Raw genomic sequence first — 22274 nt, forward strand, 5'->3', positions numbered from 1 at the left:
TTACGAGTGGGAGAACACCCTTTTTAGCATAATATGATGACTAATAGTTCATTTATGCATACAACATGGAGTTATTGACCTGCTCTATTTCTTTGAGCAGCAGCTCCACATACATACTTTCCTGATCACGCAATGAATATAACTGCTCAATAATACGCTGATGCACATTGTCTACGCCTTTGAACACATGTTCTACGTACAAGTCGCGAGCGACTTGGGCCTGATCTGCAATCTGGATAAAACCTGCTAGCAGTTGTTGATTGACAGGAATGATCTCATTCCGCTGCAAGTAGGCGACTCGCTCCATCATCGTCTTCTTATGTTCCCAGAGCAAATGAAGCTGGCGGGGCGGATTAGCTCGCAGCAGAAAAGCTTCCCCTTGTTCAACAGCGCGCAAGAAATGGACCAGATGATCGTAACATTCGATTCCAAATGCGAGGCCGTCCGTCTTGAAATCACCACGACCTAAATCAGATCTGGACTGAAGATAGTCCTGCAATTGATGTTGAATCAGATGGACATCCAACTCAAAAGTTACAGCTGGTTTGAAATCATAAAAGAAGCTGTTCTGATCGATACGAAGCTTCTGATCCAATATATGAACGATGGATTGGAACGCTTGTTCTACCTCAAGGAATGAAGTGCGATGATGCCCAAGCTTTAAGTCATGACCAAACCCGTACGTATAAAATACGCGCTCATCCAAATCATAGCCATAGATGAGAATATGATGTGGAAATGCATAAGCTTGATAGGCGGTTGTGTAAGAGATATGCTGTTCGTCAACAAATAGAACGGGGTAATTACCGCTGTTGAGTTGCGTGATGATGATGTCGGTTATTCCGGCGTGTGCAGCATAATCATTTAACATGTTAGTAGTAATAGATGAGGTCATTAAGAAAGGATTATGCAGCATGTCATTCCAGTGCCCATGATAAAAATCAAAAAAAAGCTCTTCTTCCAGCTCGAGAAAGCGCTTATTACAATGAACCTGAATAAAGTTGCTGTAAAGCCATGCGTTGGTACTAGGGTGCTCTGCAGTAATACATAGGGTGTACGCCCAACGCAGCAAACCATAAATAGGCGGGTGATAGATAGGCAACTGCAATCTGGACAAGGATTCAGCCTCCAAAGTCAGGCACAGCCTGATAGTGATGTATCTACATGATAGAAAAGGCGCAGAGTATGGCATATACTCAATATACTGAGTATATGGAATTAGATATGAGCTCAGAGAGACGGTTGAATCGACAGCTATATTCTAAAAAATAGCCCAAAAAGCCGCCGCAATATCATCTCGATATAACGGCGGCTGTTGCTTAAGTTATTTTTAACTCACTTGTAATTCTTACACACATAAGATTCCAAGCAAATATTCATGTGCTGAATGCAAACACAAGTTACGCTGATGGGGAAGCAGCATTGTCATGCTGTTCACAGGAAGTGGAGCAGTAGCCTTTGAATTCACCCTCGCATTCCTCACAGCAAATATGCTGCAAATGACAGCTATCTTCGGCACAATTGATGTACTGGTCAGCAGGCTTGCCGCAGTGATGACATTTGCCAACGATAACATGTTCATCGGTCTGGTTGATTCGCACAGAAATACGCTCATCGAATACGTAACAGTTCCCGTCAAATCCTCTGCCTTGTGTCTCCGGGTCTTGACCGTAGGTAACAATGCCACCATCCAATTGATACACGTCCTTAAAGCCTTCCTCCCGCAGAACCGCTGTCAGCATCTCACAGCGAATGCCGCCTGTACAGTAGGTAAGAACCTGCTTGTCCTTATGCTCTGCTATGTTATCACGAATCCAGGTTGGGAAATCCCGAAAGGCATCAACTTCAGGCCGAATAGCCCCTTGAAAGTGGCCAAGATCATATTCATAACCCGTTCTGCCGTCCAATATGAGCACGTCGTCTCGCTGCATATAATTTTGGAACTCAACTGGACTCAGATGTTTACCACCATCTGTTTGTGGATTAAGCGCTTTGTGGTAACGCAAAGTAACAAGTTCTTGCTTGTGACGTACAAAGAGTTTCTTAAAGGCATGTTCGTTGCTTGGATCTATCTTAAAGACTATATCTGCAAATAAAGGGTTTTGCTGCATATGCTGCATATATTGTGTCGTTTGTTCGATCGTTCCAGACAACGTGCCGTTAATGCCTTCGTTTGCAATTAAGATCCGGCCCTTAACATCAAGATCCTTGCAATATTGGAGATGCTCGGAGGCAAATAATTGTGCGTCCGGGATAGGTACATATTTGTAAAATAGCAAAATTTGATATTGCGTCATGAAGTAGTGCTCACCTTTCCGTATCAGGTTTGAATAAGAAGAACGGAAGAGCAAGGAAACCTTTCTCTTCCGCAAGATTAGATAATAGCAGACATTCATACATGTCGATTTCAGTATACATTTTAGCGAACTACTAATAGTTAGTCAACAATTGGGTTTATAAAGTAATTTTCCAATCTGGCAAGTGTGTCTAAATGTATACTTTCTGAGGGACTCGTGAAGGTGACGGGGTCTATTTTCAAGCCCCATGAAGGTCTTGTTGAGGAAGTGCATATATTTGGATGCTTTGCTTTGTTGTTGGGCATAAAAAAGGTAATACTTTTTGAAGGTGAATGGGGGGATTAACTTGTTTAAATGGATGCATCGTCAAAATCAGCATGTTTCCGCGCAGCGTCAGCAGCACTCCCCATCTCGAACAGTTGAGCAAAGCTACGACAATGCTTTGGAGGAAATACAGGCCCGATTGCAGCACATTGCCGACATTAGCTATCAACAGCTTCATCCAGACAAGAATTCGGCATGCACACTAATTTATATTGAATCCATTATCGATATGACTATCCTGTACGACCAAATCATTGCTCCACTACAAGCTGTTGGTCAAGCAGCTACTGAGGGAGATATGATGTCGGCAGCTCTTGCCGGGTCTATAACTTCTGTGCAAAGTGTTACTGTTCTCGACGTCAAGCAGGTGGTTGCCGGTATCCTTGATGGAAGCGCAGCCCTAATCGTGGATAATCAGACTGCGATGTGCTTGTTTCCCATCTCTAAATACAGCCAACGCTCCATAAGTGAGGCACAAAATGAAGTGCTTATTACCGGCCCTCAAGAAGCTTTTGTAGAGAGCATAAACGCTAATGTGTCCCTGGTCAGACATAAACTTAAGCATCCTGATTTTAAAATGATCAAGTATTCACTGGGTGAATATACACAAACGACTACTTACCTGATGTATATAGAAGGTTTGTGTGATTCAGATACGCTTCAACAGATAGGGAGCAAACTAAGTGAGATTCAGATCGATAGTATTCTTGGTTCCAATTATGTCGCCGAGTTTATTGACCACGAGCCCTTGTCTCCCTTTCCGATCATTCAATTCACAGAACGGCCGGATACATTGGTGGCTTCTTTGCTCGAAGGTAGAATTGGAATTATGGTGGATGGTGCACCGCAGACGTTGATTGTACCTGTTACCTTTTTCTCTTTGATGCAGTCACCTGAGGATTACTTTCAACAATACGTCGCCTCAACCTGGATTCGCTGGATTCGCTTTTTCTTTGTGATAGCTTCTTTTTTGGTTCCTTCCATATACATTGCGATTACGACTTTCCATCCGGAGATGCTTCCATCTGATCTATTGACGACAATAGCAGCAGCAAGAGAGAAGATTCCTTTTCCCGCGCTAGCAGAAGTGCTTATCATGGAGCTGACTTTTGAGGGATTGAGAGAGGCCGGCATCCGGATCCCGAGGCCGCTTGGTCAGACCGTTTCCATCATTGGTGCAATTGTAATTGGACAAGCAGCAGTGCAGGCTGGAGTTGTATCAGCGCCGACTGTCATCGTCGTATCCATAACAGGGATCGCCTCTTTTATTATTCCGCACTTTGAGCTAGGACTCTCTTTTCGACTGCTGCGGTTTCCACTGCTAATTATGGGCGGAGCACTAGGGCTGTACGGTATTATAATCGGGATGTTCATTATGTATTGGCATCTGGTCACATTACGGTCTTTTGGAGTGCCCTATTTGTACCCCTTGGCGCCGTTGGTGTTTCAAGATTGGAAAGATGTATTTTGGCGTGTCAGATGGCCTAAGATGAACAAACGACCGTATTCGTTTGGCTCTAGCCGTGAACAAAGGCAGCAAATTGAAGATGAATAGATCATGGCTACTTATCACGGTTATGTCACTCGTCACACTAGGCATTACAGGTTGCTGGTCCAAAATGGAAATCAATGATCGATCATTTGTTAGTGGATTATTTATTGACGTTACAGACATACCGGGAGAGGTTGAACTTACTATGGTGACACCCTTGCCGAACCGATTCGCATCGATGGGACAATCTTCAGGCACAGAATCGGCTTCACCAGTAGCCATCATTTCAGAAAAAGCAGATTCACTGCCGGAAGCTTTTCGCAAAATTCAGGGGAGCTTGACACGCAAGCTGACCTGGGGGCAGACAAAAGTGATCGTGCTTGGTCGAAAATATGCTGAGAAGGGGATCGAGGACTTAGTGGAGTGGGGAGCTAGACAACAGTCCTTTCAACTGAAATCGTATCTTTTTGTAGCAGAAGGCAAAGCCAAAGATATCACGAGATTGTCGCCCATATATGAACAATCCCCAAGTGAAGTGCTGCGAGAGTTTGCGAATCGCCGTATGCTGTTGAATACCAGACTTAAGGATGTTCTTCAATCCATTAGTGACCATCAAGGACTGGCAGTCAATTTGCTGCAAATGAAGTTCAAAACGATGATTAGTGAACCTGAGAAGCAATCACTGTGGGTAGTCATGAATGGTGCAGCGATGCTTCAGTCCACTAAAATGATAGGCACCTTATCCGAGTCCGAAACAAGAGGCGTGGGATGGGTTTATCGCTCACTAAAAGATCCTCAGTATACGGTAAAGCTGCGTGAAGGCAAGTGCTCTTTAAATATTCATCACAATAAAGCATCGATCAAACCGATTTTGCAAGAAGGGAGCCAGTTGTTTCGAATTAAGATGACTGCGGGGGCGGATATCATAGCAGCTGATACCAGAGTTGACATTACAAAAGCGGAGGTCTTGCATAGTATTGAGCAAGCTATTAATGACAAACTGATCGCTGATCTGCGCAGCGCACTATCAAAGTCTCAGCAGGTGAAGGCAGACGTGCTGCAATTAGGCTCATATCTGGAATGGTGGTACCCCGCGGAATGGAGCCGATTAAAGCCGATGTGGCCTGATTATTATAAGGATAAAGTACGCTTTGACATACAGGCGCACGTAGAAATAAAACATTACAACGGTGAGTTAAAGCCAATCTGGAACTTGAAATAAGGGACACTTATGATCGTAATGATATTGGTTTTTGCAGCGATTGCGGGTATTGAATGGAAATATGTACGCCAGCATCATGCATATCTCAAGCGCGTGTTTATCATATTATGGAGCTTATGTTTGCTTTTCGAAACTGCCGCTATGTTATGGCATTGGATGCCGCTTCCGTATATAGTGGTACATTTTCTGCTGGGGTGGCTTGATCCGGTGATTCAATTTAACTAGACAGTAGGTGGCAGTTATGTGGACATTTACGCCGTACCAGATGGTCCGTTTATGGATGATCTATTTAATATCAACGCCGCTCGCGTTCCTTCTGGGTCAGTTGTTACTGATTGCAGAATATGAGGGATGGATAACGATTTTGCTATCGTGCTGCTGCAGCGTGTTCATCGTATCTTTTGCTGTCAAGTTGGCCTCATATGATCCACAAGTGGAATGGGGTGTATTCGGTGAGCGCATCATCGGCAAGTGGCTGCATAAAATGATTATGATGCTGATTGTGTTTTATTGCATGATGCTCCTCACCGTCGTGTTAACAGCTTATCGTGACTTCTTTGGGTCTACTTACTTGCCCGGAACGCCGGACTGGGTTGTGACTGGAGGCTTTTTAGTATGTGTTGCTGTTGTGTCGAGGAGTGGTTTACAAACGATAGTATTTATGGCTGATGGTATGTTCATTCTTATATTCGGTGTTTCCTTGTTAACGCTTTTCTTCTTGCCTGGAAGTGTCTGGCCAGATATGAGTATTGCGCTGGTCACACACTGGAATGGGACAACGATTTGGAAATCAGTCTTGTTTGTTACGCCCTGGTTTGCGGAAATGATGCTGGTCCTCATCATGCTGCCTCATTTTCAGCTTAACAACAAAGCTATGAAGTATGTCATTATTACGAAGATTAGCTCTTGTTTGCTTATCATGCTGTATTGGCTGATCACGCTGTTTGTGTTTGGTCCACATCTAGGAGGGCATCTGCGGTTCCCGCTTATGGAATTAATTCGTTTTGTGGAAATAGGCAACATCATTGAGAATCTAGATCCAATTATGATCTCACTCTGGTCGTCTTCTTTGTTTATAAAATGCGTGCTGCTGCTGTACATGGCTGCTCATTTATTGGCACAGGTGTTTAAGCTGCCCAGTCATCGTCCATTTACGTTCCTACTTGCGACGCTTGTTTATGTGTTTGCAAATGGGTTTATTAAGCATCCAGCTGAGTTTGGGGCGTTTGTAGGCTCCTCCTCATTTGCGATATTTTTATTAGGGGTCCAATTGGTTCCATTGTTATATCTTATCATAAACAAAGTACGCTCCTGTTTGGTGATGGGGGACAAAAGTTAACGTGTGTTATGATGCAGCAGAGGAGAAGCCAACATTGAAAAGATTAACAATATGGTGGATGATGGCGGTGTTGGTCTTATTGGTATGGATAGGAGGGTGTGGCACAAGTCCGAATGGAACAACATCGGACCATGTGTTGCCCGGCAAGGTGCCAATTCAAATTGATCCAAATGTAAGCAAGCACCATGTTTCCAAGCCACGGAAGCCAGTCCTCATAGCGATAGATCAAACGTTACAACCTGGCTTTTATGGGAATAGCTTTACATTTCAGATTGAGCAAATTCCTAAAGGCTACATGCTTGCGGAAATGCAGTGGATTTCCTTAAAGAGTCGTGTTGTCAACTCGTTGCAGGATGCAATTAATCATGGCGGCAACGGTAAGTTTGGTTTCTATATTAGTGGAGACGGTCAGTTCTCCGGCTTTACCTATCCGAATAAGATGAAAGATCAGCAAGGTCAAATTATCTTTATTTTTCATGATGATCACAACAATAAATTAACCTGGAAGAAAAAAATAATTTTAAAATAACCAGTTTATTATGAAGTGCGGAGACTGTATGTCCAATGCTCTATTGGTAAAGGGCAGTAACCGCTTAATTGAACAGTTCCTATTTGGTAAAGAACGCGAGATAGCAAGAAGCTATTCCGCGTTCTTTGGTTTGGACAGAGATAAACATGAGGTGTCACGATTGTATAATGCTGCTCAAATTAATATTTGCAGCATTGCTCTATGGTTAAAGATTTTCTCATAAGTGAGGTAAATTAGGGAACAACAACCGTAATCGATTGAGAGAAAGCTGTTCCATAGGCATTGCTTAGCTTGATTACATATTGATAAGTACCACTTGCTTTGTCATAAAATGTACGGGAAGCATGCTGAGGTTCCTGTCCATTTTCAAGTAGAAATCCTTGGAACAGATTAACTAGTACACCGTTTTCATAGAGTTCCCATATATCGGCGTTGTTGCCTGATGTGATATTAAAACCGATGATATAAGTGCGAGGTGTTGTAGAGGTAGTATAGATCTCTGGAGTAGCAGGAGCTCCTGTATAGTTATGGATGTCTACTAGCGTGTTGCCAGATTGGTTGCTGATTTCTCGGCCATCAGCCAGTTTGGCTTTGACAATATAACGGAATTGCCCCTTCTCAACACTTACGCCCGCGCAACTTGTTGTAGTCAAGTTTGTGCATCCTTGCACAGATTCGCCGCCCCATGGATAAAGTGTCGGGTAGCGATAGACGTTATAGTATTGGGCGGCGTCACCAAGATTGTCCCATGAAATCTGAACATGATGCAAGCCATTGGTGTCTTTGCCGGTGTAAGACGCGTTTGCCGAAAAAGGAGGTTCGTCTGCCGCAATTGCCTCACTAGTCGCGACAGTTGCTGCCCCAAGGGTAACTAACAAGGCGCTTAGTAGCAAGGTAATTGATTTCTTAAACTTAAACATTCTCTACCCACCACTCTCTACTATAATATGGAATTGTAATGGCATAATGTACCACTGAAGTTGAACATATCATCTTCAATTAAAGATGTAAACTATAATTTGGTTCTTGTTAAAATGAATAATGACGAGTTAACAAATATATAGAATCATGTAGAATTGATAGACGTACGCTTGTCATACAGTGTAAACTTAATTTGGTTTTCTACTTACTACTTATCTAAAACGTATATAACCGACTATGGAGGCATTAATGATACTATCTGCATCTTTCATCTTTGTATTGACTTTGACTTTGGTGATCTGGCAGCCTAGGGGGCTCAGCATAGGATGGTCTGCAGCAGGAGGAGCCATATTGGCTCTAATTTTCGGAATAGTGTCATTTGGTGATGTGCTTGCGGTTACCGACATCGTGTGGAATGCAACACTTACTTTTGTTGCCATTATTTTGATTTCACTGGTGCTTGATGAAATTGGTTTTTTTGAATGGTCAGCGTTGCATATGGCGCGTCTTGCTGGTGGAAACGGAATGATTATGTTTATATATATCATCTTACTCGGCGCTGCGGTTTCTGCATTATTTGCAAATGATGGTGCTGCCTTAATTATGACTCCTATTGTGCTCGCTATGATCCGTGCACTTAAATTCAACGAAATCATGATATTGCCTTTTATTATGGCTAGCGGCTTTATTTCAGACACAGCATCATTGCCATTTACGATAAGCAACTTGGTCAATATTGTATCCGCAGACTATTTTGGAATTGGTTTTGTTGAATACGCAAGTCGTATGATTGTTCCTAACTTTTTCTCCATTGCAGCAAGCATCCTTGTCATTTATGTATGTTTTCGCAAGAGTATTCCAAAAACGTATGATTGTGCTTCATTACAGCCGCCAACGGCAGCAATTAAAGATATGAAATTATTTAAATTATCTTGGTATATATTAGCCGCACTATTAATCGCATACTTTGTAAGCGAATTTCTTGCTATACCGGTATCTATTGTGGCAGGCACCGCGGCGGTAGCCTTTTTACTGGCTGCCCGCAGAAGCCCGGTTATACGGACCAAACAAATGTTAAAAGAAGCTCCATGGACTGTAGTCCTATTTTCCATTGGAATGTATGTTGTTGTGTATGGGCTAAAAAACGCAGGGTTAACTGATTTGCTAGGCGATTTTATACAAATGGTTGCAGACGAAGGGCTTTTTGCAGCAACTGTAGGAACTGGCTTTATTGCTGCCATTTTATCTTCCATTATGAATAATTTGCCGACGGTCATGATCGATGCACTTGCGATAAAGAGTACTTCAACCGAGGGGATAGTCCGTGAAGCATTGATCTATGCCAATGTCATCGGCTCAGATCTCGGCCCTAAAATTACCCCAATTGGGTCATTGGCGACATTGCTTTGGCTGCATGTGCTGGCTCGCAAAGGTGTAAAGATCACGTGGGGCTATTATTTTAAAATCGGGATAGTGCTAACGATCCCAACTCTGCTTATTACCTTGATCGGTCTTTGTGGTTGGCTGCTGCTCATACATATGTTTAGTATTCACGTCTGGGTATGGATAGCAGGCTTCACACTTGTTTTTCTAACTATAGTTGTGTTAATAAAAAAGATCGGCTCCACATCAAGACCGATAGGGACCGAGTATGGTACTCATAAATAGTATATAATGTTTCACAAGCAGCGGCCTATTCTTTTGGAGGGGCCGCTGCTTTGCGTGTCTTGATTAGATCGCCTTACAGCATCATCATGTTTGGTTCAGCATAAAACTCTTCTTAATAATGTGCATACGATTCCAGTTTTCGGTAATCATATCCATAAGTGTAACAAGGGGTGATAGAGCCATGTTTGATCCAACAGCGATGGATGCCATCCATCTGGAGCATCATTTAATGCATACATTTAAGCATACAGAAGACTTAACGATTCAAACGCTCCAAGGTCAGCAGTGCAAAATCTATGTCGCCTATTTTGATACCCTCGCAGATAAAAAGAAGCTGCATCGGTATGTATTTGAAGCACTGATGCCCGTTGTTGCCGGACAGCAAGATATCGCCATTACATCAACGCTGCATTTTAAAATAATGCAGGAGTCAGAGGACCTTCAGGATTTGCTGCTAACAGGTTCATGTTTGATTCAAATAGAAGGGGAGCGTCAGATTTATGCAGTAGATGTATCCATCGAGCCACCCCGTTCCGTGGAAGAACCGGAAAATGAAAAAGTGATTCAGGGCTCTCACGAAGGCTTTGTCGAAGAGCTTAGACGTAACGTTTATTTAATTCGCAAAACGTTAAAAACGAAGGACTTGGTCGTAAAATATATGAAAATAGGGGATAGTGTCCAATCGGAACTGTGCCTAATTTATATGCCAGACCGAGCGGAGCTGCAAGTTATCGGAGAGATTGAGCAGCGGATTTTGACCGCTAAAACAAATGGCCTGCGGAGTGCAGGTGATCTAGAACAATTAATCGAGGATTCTACGATGTCTCCTTTCCCGCAGATGTTAAATACAGAACGAGTAGATCGTGTAATTGCACTACTTAAACAGGGAAAAGTGATTCTTTTTGTTGAAGGTTCACCGACATGCTTGGTAGCCCCTGTTAATTTTAATGACTTTATGCGTGCGTCGGATGACTATAATAGTCGTTGGATGACAAGTATCTTCATTAGTGGTTTGAGATGGCTTAGCATTTTAGTCGCCATTTTTTTGCCTGCCTTTTATATCGCTGTTGTTGCTTTTCATTTTGAAGTCTTGCCGGATGAACTTGTAATGCCCATTAAGACTTCTATTAACGAAATTCCTTTTCCGCCGCTCATTGAAGCTTTTATTATGGAACTAACGATTGAGCTGATCCGAGAAGCGGGTCTCAGACTGCCTGCGAGAATTGGGGCAACGGTCAGCATCGTGGGTGGTCTTGTCATTGGGGATGCAATCGTCAAAGCAGGTTTTATCTCCACGACGATGATTATCGTGGTTGCGATTACGGCTATTGCTGCATTTTGTATCCCTACGCATGAGATGAGTGAGACGGTGAGATTGCTGCGATTTCCATTTATGCTGCTGGCGGCATGTCTAGGCTTCGTCGGCATGTCTTTCGGAATCATTCTTATTTTGGGACATTTGTGCCAATTGGAGTCATTTGGGTCTCCTTATTTTGTACTCTTTACGTTGGAGGAGCTAAAGAAGCAAGTGCGGGTATTCCTGTTTGGGAGGTCTAATCCTTCTACACGTCAGACGAGGTTGCAGCGTATTCAACAGCAAATAAATACAAAAGGATGGAACTTCCTTGTTCGCAAAAAAAGATAACATCCACAAAGATCAGGTTCTTTACATGGTCATACAGGCGCAAGTTGGTGTAGGTATTTTATCCCTACCTTACAACATTGCGAAATATGCCAATCAAGACAGTTGGATCTCAACACTAATTGCCGGGATCATCATGTTGGGTGTTATCTTAATTATGTGGCTGCTGTGCAAAGCATACCCAACGATGATGATGTTTGATATTTTTAAGCAAATAACAGGAAACTGGCTTGGTAAATGTTTAATTATTGGATATACGTTCTATTTTATGCTGCAAAGCAGCTATATTTTGGCTAGATATGGGAAAATTATTGAAAACTGGATTCTGGAGCGTACACCTCACTGGGTCGTGCTCTTGTTGATGGTTTTGACCAGCGCTTACATCGTAAAAGGCTCTGTGCAAAGTATTGTACGCTTCTTTATGTTGGTTACGCCACTCTTAATCTTGCTGTTTGCGCTTAGTTCATACGCGTTACGGGATGCTAATTTTCTATATATTTTACCAATTGGGGAAAATGGATGGATGCCGATCCTTAGAGGTTCTAAAGAAGCCATTTTTTCTATGCTGGGGTTTGACTTGATTTTTTTCTTATATCCTTATATTCGAGCGAGTAATACTCAAATATTAAAATCGGTTATTATCGCACATTTGATGGTTACGCTGCTGTATACGTACCTTGTAATTATCAGTCTAGTGTACTTTGTGAGTCCAAGTGATATTAAGCGAGTACCTGAGCCATTTATATATATGATCAAGTCTTATTCATTTCAGGTCATCGAACGGATGGATCTGTTTTTTATTTCCATATGGATTGTGTCGGTAGCGACCTCCTATATGTATTTGTTACTTTTGTCTGCGAAAGGGATGGCCCATTTGTTTGCATCCCCCAAGCATACGCGGTTTCTACCCTATATTTGTCTCTTTACTTTAATGGCTTCATTGTGGTTCATGGACTTGGACAAGTTAAATGTGGTTAATAACTATCTGACCGTTTGTCACTACTTGTTTCAAGCTATCATTCCGGCATTACTGCTGTTCATATCCATTGTGATGAGAAAGAGGGCAGGTGATAAGCATGAAGTCCAATAAAATATGGCTGCTGATCTGCTGTGGCATGATCTGTACAGGTTGTTGGGATCAGCATTTAATGAAAAATGCAACTCTTGTGCAGACGGTAACGTACGATCTGACACCAAAAAAACTGTTACGTGTAGGTGCTGCTACTCCGGTATTAAATAACACGGACTCTCTGCAAAATGTGACGCTGGTTGCAGAAGCAATCACGCCAGGCGAGGCTCGTATTTTACTAAATCGCAAAGCTTCCGGCTTGCTCGATAGCTCCAAAAACAAGCTGCTCTTGCTAGGTGAAGCCTACGCTGTCCACGACATACTTCCATTTCTGGATATCCATTATCGCAATCCAAGAAATGCTTTAGATGCCAGAGTAGCGGTAGTCAAGGGGGAAGCACTGCCTTTGATTCAATTAAAAAGTAAAAGTGAAATAAATGTAAGCAGATATTTGCTTAACTTGATTCAAAGTGCAGAAGAGAGTCTGCTTATTCCGAAAGAAGACATCCAAGCAATTGCTTCCGAGATTATGGACCCTGGGGAGGATATAACTCTACCCTATATTGAAATGGAAAGTAATAACCAAATTGCAAATGTAAAAGGCATTGCACTGTTTAACGAGAGTAAGTATACCGGCCACTATTTAAATTATGAGCAGTCTCCACTGTTATTGCTGTTAAAAGGAGAAAAACCAAGGCAGAACAGTTTCTCTTTGAACTTTGAGTCGTCCAAAGAGGAATTTCCACGACGTCAGGTTGTCTCGTTCCTAATTAACAAAAGCAAGCGAAAGCTAAAACTTACTGTTGATGAGCAACAAATTTCAGTGGCGGTTCATATGAAGTTAGTATTGCGTGTGATCGAGTACCCAAATGGAGATGTAGAAGCAGATAAAGAAAAATTAATGTGCGAATTAACGGCATATTTCACAAAACTAACAGGTGATGTGATCCATCAGCTGCAAAGTGCAAACTGCGATGCTTTTGGCATCGGTCGTATGATTATAGCTTATCATCCAGACATATGGAGGAGATTGGACAAAGATCAATATTTCAAACAAATAAAGTTTAGTCCAAATATCCAAATCGACGAAATTAAATCGGGTATTGAGCACTAGTAGGCTATGGCATCTGTATAATCATCCAGGATCTCTATTAAGAAAGTTCTATTAAAAATAGCGCTTACAAAAATATCTTTACAGATAAGCAAGAAACAAGTATGATAAAAATCAAACTTGTATACAAGTATACTTGTAGTCTTATTCAAGGAGTGAAACAATATGAAATTAGGGATGATAGGTCTTGGCAAGATGGGATACAACCTTGTACTGAACATGCTTGGACATCAGCATGAGGTCGTTGTATATGATGTGAATGAAGAGCCGCGGCAGCGATTGGCAGCAGAAGGTGCCGTATCTGCTGATTCAATAGAGAAGCTGGTTGCGAATCTGCAAGCCCCGCGTATAGTGTGGATTATGGTTCCTGCAGGCGAGATCGTTGATGGTGTAATCGATACTCTTATTCCTTTGTTGTCTCCTGGCGATATTGTGATGGATGGTGGTAATTCACATTACAAACAATCACTCGCACGCGGAGAGAAACTGCGCGCGCACGATATCCATTTCTTTGATGTTGGAACATCGGGCGGAACTGAGGGAGCCTCACAAGGCGGCTGCTTTATGATAGGTGGAGATCAACAGCAATTTGGCATAATCGAACCGTTGTTCCGTGACATCGCGGTGAATCAGGGATACTTGTATGCAGGTAAGAACGGCAGCGGACACTTCCTTAAAATGATCCATAATGGAATTGAATACGGAATGATGCAAGCGATTGCGGAAGGATTCGAATTACTAGACAAAAGTGACTTCGAATACGACTACGAGCAAGTTGCGCGTGTTTGGTCCAATGGATCAGTAATTCGCAGTTGGTTGATGGATTTAACGCAAAACGCTTTTGCAAAAGACCCAAAGCTGGAAGGAATCAGCGGAATTATGCACAGCTCAGGTGAGGGGAAATGGACAGTAGAAACAGCTCTTGAACTGCAAGCAAGTGCGCCAGTGATAGCCATGTCGCTGTTTATGCGATACCGCTCATTAGATTCTGATACTTTCCATGGCAAGATTGTCGCGGCACTACGAAATGAGTTTGGTGGTCATGGCGTTGTGAAAAGTAATTAAAGCACGATGACAATATACGTCTCCTAAAATGAATATAAGCCCACTATCGTATGGCTTCATGGCATGTTCATAAGTTGATGTGATAGAATGAACATAGCTAGTATATATGGGCGAATAAACACTTATTAGGAGAGTTGAGTCTAATGCATTATCCAGCCGCATGGCTTCAGGGAGCTTCACTAGGGGATTCCATTGCTTGTGAATTACGTCTACAGATCATTAAGGGGACGATTCGACCCGGTGAAGTGATCTCAGAGAACGGAGTAGCTGCTGAATTTGGAACAAGTCGATCTCCAGTGAGAGAGGCATTAAAAATGCTGTCAAATGAAGGCTTAATTCGCTTGGAGCGGATGGGAGCGATCGTGCTGGGGTTAAGCGCCAATGACATGGAGGAATTGTATGATGTTCGTTTCCTTATAGAGAGCTTTGTTCAGCAGCGGCTGGCAGATGCCAATCAAGATTCTTTAGTAATGAAATGTAATCAGATGATTGATAAAATGGAGTTGGCAGTAAAGTATAACGATGTAGTCGACTTCGCCTTTCAGGATTTCTCATTTCATGAAGCTATCGTAATGGCAGCTGAGCATAAGCGGATCCTTCATTTGTGGACAAGCATTCGACATATCGTTATGACAGTGATGCTGATTACAACAGAGGAGATCTTCTCTAAAGGAGATCAGAAGCTAAGTGAGGTTATTGACAAGCATCGAACGATGCTTACTGGGCTTCAGTCACACAATTCGGATACGATTCAACAAGTCGTAAGGGAATATTTTGCAGACTCTCGTCAGACGCTGCATAAGAGCTTACCACAATTTTAAGGGACAAACAGTTCCTTTTGCGCAAACTTGTCGACAAGTATACACGATAAGTAGGGCATGCTAACACCAAGAAAAGTAAATGCTAACATACAGCAAGGGGGATTCATTGATGACTAGTATTTTCGGCCTCAGCCACAATGCAACATTGCTTATCTGGACATTGCTTGCCATTGTGTTTCTGATTGTATTTATTGCAAAATATAAATGGAATCCCTTTGTTACACTGCTCTTGTCAGCCTTGATGCTCGGATTGTTGTCCGGGATGAAGCCGCTAGAGGTCGTGAATTCCATTACGGGTGGTCTTGGCGGAACACTAGGGACGATTGCTATCGTTATCGCACTAGGCACGATGCTTGGCAAGATGATGGCTGAATCGGGCGGTGCGGAGCAGATCGCTTCAACACTTGTTGACAGGTTTGGAGAGAAGAGAGTACATTGGGCAATGATGCTTGTTGGCTTTATCGTCGGTATACCGGTCTTTTTTGAGGTCGGATTAATTCTCTTGATTCCAATTGTATTCACAGTGGCCCGCAAGACTAAGATGCCGCTGCTGCAGATCGGGATACCTATTCTGGCCGGTTTGTCTACTGTCCATGGCCTTGTGCCACCGCATCCTGCACCGATGATTGCAATCGATGCTTATCAGGCTGATTTAGGCAAGACGATTCTTTACTCCTTATTTATTGGTCTGCCTACCGCTATAATTGCAGGACCAGTATTTGGTAAGTTTATTGGTAAGCGTATTCAACTTGAACCACCCGCTAAGTTGGCCGAACAGTTTGCTTTGCAGGGCGATCGGAAGTTGCCTGGCTTTGGCATTACCTTGTTTACGATTATGCTGCCTGTTCTGCTTATGTTGATTGGATCAGTTGCTCACATCGTTGATCCGGAGGCAACACGTAGTATCACTGTATTTTGCGAATTTATTGGTCATGAAATTATGGCCTTGCTTATTGCCGTTGTCTTTTCCTTTTTCTCGCTTGGATTTGCGAGAGGTTTTTCGAAAGAAGATTTGTCGCGCTTTACAAGTGAGTGCTTGGCTCCTACTGCAACCATCATACTGATTATTGGCGGAGGCGGCGCGTTCAAGCAAGTATTGATTAACAGTGGCGTTGGGGGCGCAATCGCTGAAATTGCCACGCAAGCCAACGTTAATATTATTTTGTTTGCTTGGTTCGTGGCGGCTTTGATTCGAGTTGCTACTGGTTCGGCGACCGTAGCGATGACAACGGCGGCTGGTATCGTCGCTCCTGTGCTGGCGATGAACCCAGGAGCAAACGTAGAGCTTGTCGTATTGGCGACAGGAGCAGGTTCAATCGTACTGTCGCATGTAAATGACGCTGGGTTCTGGATGGTTAAGGAATTTTTTAATATGTCCGTCCCTCAAACATTAAAGTCATGGACGGTCATGGAAACGCTATTGTCTCTTGTGGGGTTGATGTTTATACTTCTACTCAGTGTTGTCTTGTAGACACAAAAAGTACAACAGGTACAACAAGAGAATGAACAAGTAGGATAGCGGGAAAGAAGGTTTACCAATGAGTATAATTAATTATATGATCGGTGTTGATATTGGGACTACAAGCACAAAGGCTGTACTATTCGAAGAAAATGGACGGGTAGTAGCAAAGAGCAGCAAGGGCTATCCTTTATATACACCGAATGCGACGATAGCGGAGCAGGACCCGGAGCTTATTTTCGAAGCGGTCATTCACACCGTGAAGCAGGTTATGGCGGAAAGTGCAGTCAGCCCGGGGAATATCATGTTTGTCTCGTTTAGTTCGGCAATGCACAGTGTTATTGCAGTAGATGGTACATGCAAGGCGCTCACACCATGTATGACGTGGGCAGATAATCGCAGCAGTAATTATGCCATGAGGTTGAAACAGGAGCTGAACGGCCATGAATTATATTTACGGACCGGCACGCCTATTCATCCCATGTCTCCACTTACGAAGTTGATGTATTTGAGTGCAGAGGAGCCTGAGCTTGTTCGTCAATCAGCCAAGTTTATTTCAATTAAAGAATATGTGTTTGCCAAGCTGTTTCATGAGTATGTAGTGGATTACTCGATTGCATCCGCAACCGGGATGATGAACTTGAATGATCTGGATTGGGATGAAGAAGCACTGCGTATTGCAGGTATTCAGCGCAGCCAATTGTCGCAAATAGTACCGACAACTCATTTAATGCAAGGACTTGATGCGACGCATGCGGCAGCAATGGGATTGACAGTTGCCACTCCGTTTATTGTTGGGGCGAGCGACGGTGTGCTCTCTAACCTTGGCGTGAATGCTATTGAGCCTGGGGTAGTCGCGGCAACAATTGGAACGAGTGGAGCAGTTCGTACCGTTATCGATCGACCCGTTACGGACCCTAAAGGCCGCATTTTCTGTTACGCTTTGACCGACAAGCACTGGGTTATTGGCGGTCCAGTTAACAACGGGGGCATGCTGTTCCGTTGGGCCCGTGACGAATTCGCAGCAGCAGAAGTAGAAACAGCCAAGCGGCTGGGCATCGATGCTTATGATCTGCTGACAAGTATCGCGGAACAGGTACGTCCAGGAGCGGATGGCTTGTTGTTCCATCCGTACATGACTGGTGAACGTGCGCCATTATGGAATGCAGATGCACGCGGCTCCTTCTTTGGTTTGACGATGCATCATCGCAAAGAACATATGATCCGTGCAGTTCTTGAAGGCGTTATTTTCAATCTTTACACTGTACTGCTGGCGATGGAAGAGCGCATCGGGCGTCCGCGGAAGATTCATGCTACCGGAGGGTTTGCTCGTTCAGCCTTATGGCGCCAGATCATGGCTGATATATTTGATCAGGAAGTGATCGTACCGGAAAGTTACGAAAGTTCCTGTCTAGGAGCAGTCGTACTAGGTTTATATGCGATAGGTCGCATCGATTCCTTTGATATCGTATCCGACATGGTAGGTGCTACTCATCAGCATAAGCCTATTAAGGAACATGCGGAGTTGTATCATCAACTGCTACCGATATTTATTTCGATCCCTCGCAAGTTGGAAGAAGAATATGCCGCGATATCGAAATTTCAACAAAAGTTGTTTGACGTCGAATAGAGCGGTATTGCTTTAAATAATTTACGGATTTACGGGCAGGCTGCATTAGCCTCCTTACATCATTAAGGGTAAGAGATAACAAGTTATTGTTATCTCTTACCCTTTTTTTGTATATTTATTCGCAAATTAGTGGGATTTGTATGTAAAATTCCATCAAATATATAGATGTAAAATACGACACATCTTGTTTCAACATTGGAATTTATTTAACCTCAGGGTTGTCTGCCATGTCCACCAGCTTGAGAACAATAAGTGTCATCAAAACAAAAAAATGAGCTGACTACTCCAAGTAGCTGGCTGTAGAATTAGAAAATTTTCAGTTAAGGGGTATATAAAAACGATTAGCTTGATGGAGATGGGGGATAGTCCCTAATTTGGTGCTTGACACCTTATTCGCCTCCGGCTACCATTGCCCTATGACAAAGAAAAAAGTGTTTCTACTTATCGGTATATTTCTAGCATTCCTTACGGGTATCCGTTTGTGCTGGATCTTCCTTACTGCGCCTGCGGTACATCCGATGGCACAACAAGGACTAATCGATTTGCGATATTGGGAAGTCGGACAGAATCAGTCCGTATCCTTAAACGGTGAATGGGAGTTCTACCCGCATCGGTTTTTGTATACGAACAATCGAGCTGATGATGTCCCGTTTACGCCCAATAAAGGCGTGCCCATACAAGTACCAGGCAATTGGAGTGCACAAATATCCAACGCGACTGACTCGACATTTGGGTATGGTTCCTATCGCCTGCGTTTACTTATGCCAACTTCCAAGCAGCAGCTCTACAGCATTAGAGTGCCGAGTGTGTCATCATCGTCCGCGGTGTATGTGAATGGCCGTTTAATGGGGCATGCGGGTCAACCGGCAACCCGTGCAAATGATTATATCGCTCGTAATGTTCCGTATACAGTCACCTTCACAACGGATCAACGCGAGCTTGAAATAGTGATTCAAGCGGCCAATTATGACGACCGTATGACGGGTGGCCTGTTTGGGTCTGTTAAGCTTGGCAGTGAGCAAGCTATCCGTAACGTGGAATGGTTATCAATCGGCAGTCAATTAGCGGTATGCTTAATTCTTCTTTTACACGCTTTATATCCCGTTCTTATGTTCGCAATCGGAATTCGACATAAAGCTTTGCTTTCCTTTGCTCTCTTGAACCTATTTGCAATCATGGCGATATTAATTGATGATGATCGACTATTGTTACATGGGCTGTCACTATCATTTGAATGGATGCACAAGTTGTATTATCTCTCTTTTTTGGGTGTAGCGTTAAGCTTGCTCCATTATGTCCATCATTTGTTACCAGCATCTTTTTTGTATTTGCGGCGTAAATGGTTGCGTGGTTATATGATGGTGTGTGCTGCGTTTGTACTATGTACTATATTGCAGCCTTTCCCTATGAACATCGTAGTAGATTATATCCATACGATTATAGTGCTTTTCCCGTATTTGTTTGTACCTGTAATGTCATTTCGCGCACTTTGCAGAGGGGATACGGATGCCATATATTTGCTGCTTGGCACAACGGCAGTTACAGCAAATATAATTTGGGGTGTCGTTAAAAATACAGTATGGATGGAAATGGGTTATTATCCCGTTGATGTTATTGCGGGCTTTATCGCCTTCTCCTTATTTTGGTTTAAGCGATATTTACGTAGTGCGCAGCAATCATCCCGACTGGCGGAACAACTACAAGAAGCGGATAAGCGCAAAGATGACTTTTTGGTGAATACGTCACATGAACTCCGCAACCCGCTGCACGGCATACTTACGATTGCACAGACCGTCCTAGAAAACGAGAATTTAAAGGACATAGAAGCCAATCGCGCGAAATTAAAGTTGTTGATATCCGTCGGTAAACGAATGTCGTTGATGTTAAATGATTTACTTGATATTACACGACTGAAGGAAAGTCAAGTAAAACTGCATGTTTCTACTTTTAGTATCCGATCTGTTGCTGTGGGCGCAGTAGATATGATGCGCATAATGGCAGAGGGCAAGCCGATAAAACTTGTACTTCAAATCCCGGATACTTTTCCATTCGTTACAGCAGATGAGAACCGTATCATTCAAGTACTTTTTAATTTGCTGCATAATGCCGTGAAATTTACCGATCAGGGCACGATAACCGTTCAGGCAGGCATCAAAGGAGAGATGGCATTTATCTCTATTACGGATACCGGAGTCGGGATTGATGAAAACTTATTACATACTATTTTCCTGCCCTATGAACAAGGAAATGCGGATGAAAGCAGCAGTGCAGGGGGGCTGGGACTTGGATTAAGCATAAGTAAGCAGCTGATCGAACTCCATAAAGGAGAGCTCACTGTTAGCTCGGTCGTAGGGCAAGGCACTACATTTACCTTTACACTACCGATTGCAAATCAAGGTGTAGAAGAAGATGGGACAACGACGCTGTCTGTAGATGGTGCAATTGATACCCTCAAGGAACATCAAGCAGCAGCAAAATCAGTAGGATCAGTAACAAGGATTCTTGTAAACAACCCAGAAGCCGCAGCAACGGATTGCTTAACAGATTGCATACCGATCTCGCTGTTTCCGCCAGGTCGGCCTCGTGTACTAGCAATAGATGATGATCCCGTTAATTTAAACATATTGAGCAGTGTGCTGTCGCCATCACAATACGATATGTTTACTACAACCAGTGTTCAAGAGGCATTAACACAATTGGAGACTAATGAGTGGGATCTTGTTATCATTGACGTCATGATGCCTAGTATGTCCGGCTACGAGTTGACCGCCTCGATAAGGAAGCGGTATTCCTTAACGGAGCTGCCCATTCTGCTGCTGACAGCGCGCAGTCGGACAGAGGACATCGAATCCGGCTTCCTGTCAGGCGCTAATGATTATGTCACGAAGCCAGTAGATGCGGCGGAATTGAGAAGCCGTGTATATTCGCTGACTGGAATTCGTAAGTCCGTAAACGAACAGCTTCGAATGGAAGCCGCGTGGCTCCAATCGCAAATTCAGCCGCATTTTTTGTTTAACACGCTTAATGCCATAGTGGCGCTAAGTGAATTTGATCTGGAACGTATGAGGATGATGCTGCAAGCATTTAGTGACTATCTACGTGCTAGTTTTGACTTTCGCAACGCCGAGCAGCTGATTTCGATACAACATGAACTTGAGCTGGTTCGCTCCTATTTATGGATAGAACAAGAACGTTATGATGATAGACTTCACGTGGAGTGGGATATAGAGGATGGAATTGAGTTTCAAGTTCTCCCGTTGTCGATTCAGCCTCTCGTGGAAAATGCAGTCAGACATGGCATTGCGAAGCGTTCCAAAGGAGGAACGATCTGGATTCGGATAAGAACACACGGCTTGGAAGCTGAAGTTTCGGTCGAGGATGATGGTGTAGGCATTGCGTCTGATAAGATGAAGTATTTGCTTGAAAAACATCCAAGTCACAAGGGTGGTATTGGCCTCATTAATACACATCAGCGGTTGAAGCAGCTTAACGGCAAAGGTTTGACGGTGAAAAGCGAGTCAGGTCAGGGAACAACGATTAGTTTCCGTATTAAGAAATAGGTATAATGGATTATTAAGTTTGGCATGAGTAAATTTAGTAATGTCACACCCCTATAAGAGAGGACGCATAGATGCGTTCTCTCTTTCTTATTTTTAAAGGGAAGATTACTCTAAAACAAAAAAAG

17 protein-coding genes are annotated in these 22274 nt (G+C 43.2%); 14 read left to right on the forward strand and 3 right to left on the reverse strand.

The annotated features are described in order from the left end of the window. Positions 1–52 precede the first annotated feature (52 nt). Complete coding sequence (locus MH117_RS05565; protein WP_239327636.1) at positions 53–1117, reverse strand: BtrH N-terminal domain-containing protein; 1065 nt, start codon at positions 1115–1117, stop codon at positions 53–55. Positions 1118–1400: 283 nt separating this feature from the next. Beyond that, complete coding sequence (gene trhO / locus MH117_RS05570; RefSeq protein WP_239327637.1) at positions 1401–2297, reverse strand: oxygen-dependent tRNA uridine(34) hydroxylase TrhO; 897 nt, start codon at positions 2295–2297, stop codon at positions 1401–1403. Between the two features lie 346 nt (positions 2298–2643). Here trhO and MH117_RS05575 point away from each other — a divergent pair, with 346 nt between their 5' ends. From MH117_RS05575 to MH117_RS05595, 5 genes are read left to right on the forward strand one after another with little or no spacing between them, the layout of a single operon-like run. Beyond that, positions 2644–4176: a spore germination protein gene (locus tag MH117_RS05575; protein ID WP_239327638.1), complete on the forward strand. Its 1533-nt coding sequence runs from the start codon at positions 2644–2646 to the stop codon at positions 4174–4176. Further along, positions 4169–5335: a Ger(x)C family spore germination protein gene (locus MH117_RS05580; protein WP_239327639.1), complete on the forward strand. Its 1167-nt coding sequence runs from the start codon at positions 4169–4171 to the stop codon at positions 5333–5335. Before MH117_RS05575 ends, MH117_RS05580 begins: the two co-directional genes overlap by 8 nt. A 9-nt stretch (positions 5336–5344) precedes the next feature. Then, complete coding sequence (locus tag MH117_RS05585) at positions 5345–5560, forward strand: hypothetical protein (RefSeq protein WP_239327640.1); 216 nt, start codon at positions 5345–5347, stop codon at positions 5558–5560. A gap of 16 nt (positions 5561–5576) precedes the next feature. Then, positions 5577–6674: a GerAB/ArcD/ProY family transporter gene (locus MH117_RS05590; RefSeq protein ID WP_239327641.1), complete on the forward strand. Its 1098-nt coding sequence runs from the start codon at positions 5577–5579 to the stop codon at positions 6672–6674. Between the two features lie 34 nt (positions 6675–6708). Continuing rightward, positions 6709–7203 carry a hypothetical protein gene (locus MH117_RS05595; protein WP_239327642.1) on the forward strand — a complete coding sequence of 165 codons (495 nt, stop codon included), beginning with the start codon at positions 6709–6711 and terminating at the stop codon, positions 7201–7203. A 233-nt stretch (positions 7204–7436) separates the two neighbouring features. Here MH117_RS05595 and MH117_RS05600 read toward each other — a convergent pair whose 3' ends face one another. Then, complete coding sequence (locus tag MH117_RS05600; protein WP_239327643.1) at positions 7437–8123, reverse strand: chitinase N-terminal domain-containing protein; 687 nt, start codon at positions 8121–8123, stop codon at positions 7437–7439. Positions 8124–8373: 250 nt separating this feature from the next. On the opposite strand from MH117_RS05600, the gene MH117_RS05605 reads away from it, so the two are divergent. The 9 genes from MH117_RS05605 (at position 8374) to MH117_RS05645 (ending at position 22149) form a co-directional block, all read left to right on the forward strand. Next, positions 8374–9792 (forward strand): arsenic transporter, encoded by a 1419-nt coding sequence (locus MH117_RS05605; protein WP_275444491.1) that lies wholly within the window; start codon positions 8374–8376, stop codon positions 9790–9792. A gap of 181 nt (positions 9793–9973) precedes the next feature. Next, positions 9974–11437, forward strand: coding sequence for a spore germination protein (locus MH117_RS05610; RefSeq protein WP_239327644.1), 1464 nt, complete (start codon positions 9974–9976; stop codon positions 11435–11437). Then, a complete protein-coding gene (locus MH117_RS05615) occupies positions 11418–12524 on the forward strand; it encodes a GerAB/ArcD/ProY family transporter (protein ID WP_239327645.1) in 1107 nt (368 codons plus the stop codon). Before MH117_RS05610 ends, MH117_RS05615 begins: the two co-directional genes overlap by 20 nt. Continuing rightward, complete coding sequence (locus MH117_RS05620; protein ID WP_239327646.1) at positions 12511–13617, forward strand: Ger(x)C family spore germination protein; 1107 nt, start codon at positions 12511–12513, stop codon at positions 13615–13617. Before MH117_RS05615 ends, MH117_RS05620 begins: the two co-directional genes overlap by 14 nt. Before the next feature lie 162 nt (positions 13618–13779). Beyond that, positions 13780–14679 carry a phosphogluconate dehydrogenase (NAD(+)-dependent, decarboxylating) gene (gene gnd, locus MH117_RS05625; RefSeq protein ID WP_239327647.1) on the forward strand — a complete coding sequence of 300 codons (900 nt, stop codon included), beginning with the start codon at positions 13780–13782 and terminating at the stop codon, positions 14677–14679. Positions 14680–14822: 143 nt separating this feature from the next. After that, positions 14823–15500, forward strand: coding sequence for a GntR family transcriptional regulator (locus tag MH117_RS05630; RefSeq protein WP_239327648.1), 678 nt, complete (start codon positions 14823–14825; stop codon positions 15498–15500). A 109-nt stretch (positions 15501–15609) separates the two neighbouring features. Further along, complete coding sequence (locus MH117_RS05635; protein WP_239327649.1) at positions 15610–16971, forward strand: GntT/GntP/DsdX family permease; 1362 nt, start codon at positions 15610–15612, stop codon at positions 16969–16971. A 67-nt stretch (positions 16972–17038) separates the two neighbouring features. Then, positions 17039–18589 carry a gluconokinase gene (gene gntK, locus MH117_RS05640; protein WP_239327650.1) on the forward strand — a complete coding sequence of 517 codons (1551 nt, stop codon included), beginning with the start codon at positions 17039–17041 and terminating at the stop codon, positions 18587–18589. 416 nt (positions 18590–19005) lie between these two features. Beyond that, positions 19006–22149: a hybrid sensor histidine kinase/response regulator gene (locus tag MH117_RS05645; RefSeq protein ID WP_239327651.1), complete on the forward strand. Its 3144-nt coding sequence runs from the start codon at positions 19006–19008 to the stop codon at positions 22147–22149. Positions 22150–22274 lie beyond the last annotated feature (125 nt).

Origin of the sequence: Paenibacillus sp. ACRRX (assembly GCF_022346885.1) — a bacterium.
Classification (GTDB): domain Bacteria; phylum Bacillota; class Bacilli; order Paenibacillales; family Paenibacillaceae; genus Paenibacillus_B.

Excerpts from the sequence above, each read along its gene's own strand:
- trhO (WP_239327637.1), bottom strand. The coding sequence starts at position 2,297 with ATGACGCAATATCAAATTTTGCTATTTTACAAATATGTACCTATCCCG.
- MH117_RS05580 (WP_239327639.1), top strand. The coding sequence starts at position 4,169 with ATGAATAGATCATGGCTACTTATCACGGTTATGTCACTCGTCACACTA.
- MH117_RS05585 (WP_239327640.1), top strand. The coding sequence starts at position 5,345 with ATGATCGTAATGATATTGGTTTTTGCAGCGATTGCGGGTATTGAATGG.
- MH117_RS05590 (WP_239327641.1), top strand. The coding sequence starts at position 5,577 with ATGTGGACATTTACGCCGTACCAGATGGTCCGTTTATGGATGATCTAT.
- MH117_RS05600 (WP_239327643.1), bottom strand. The coding sequence starts at position 8,123 with ATGTTTAAGTTTAAGAAATCAATTACCTTGCTACTAAGCGCCTTGTTA.
- MH117_RS05605 (WP_275444491.1), top strand. The coding sequence starts at position 8,374 with ATGATACTATCTGCATCTTTCATCTTTGTATTGACTTTGACTTTGGTG.
- MH117_RS05610 (WP_239327644.1), top strand. The coding sequence starts at position 9,974 with ATGTTTGATCCAACAGCGATGGATGCCATCCATCTGGAGCATCATTTA.
- MH117_RS05620 (WP_239327646.1), top strand. The coding sequence starts at position 12,511 with ATGAAGTCCAATAAAATATGGCTGCTGATCTGCTGTGGCATGATCTGT.
- gnd (WP_239327647.1), top strand. The coding sequence starts at position 13,780 with ATGAAATTAGGGATGATAGGTCTTGGCAAGATGGGATACAACCTTGTA.
- MH117_RS05630 (WP_239327648.1), top strand. The coding sequence starts at position 14,823 with ATGCATTATCCAGCCGCATGGCTTCAGGGAGCTTCACTAGGGGATTCC.
- MH117_RS05635 (WP_239327649.1), top strand. The coding sequence starts at position 15,610 with ATGACTAGTATTTTCGGCCTCAGCCACAATGCAACATTGCTTATCTGG.
- gntK (WP_239327650.1), top strand. The coding sequence starts at position 17,039 with ATGAGTATAATTAATTATATGATCGGTGTTGATATTGGGACTACAAGC.
- MH117_RS05645 (WP_239327651.1), top strand. The coding sequence starts at position 19,006 with ATGACAAAGAAAAAAGTGTTTCTACTTATCGGTATATTTCTAGCATTC.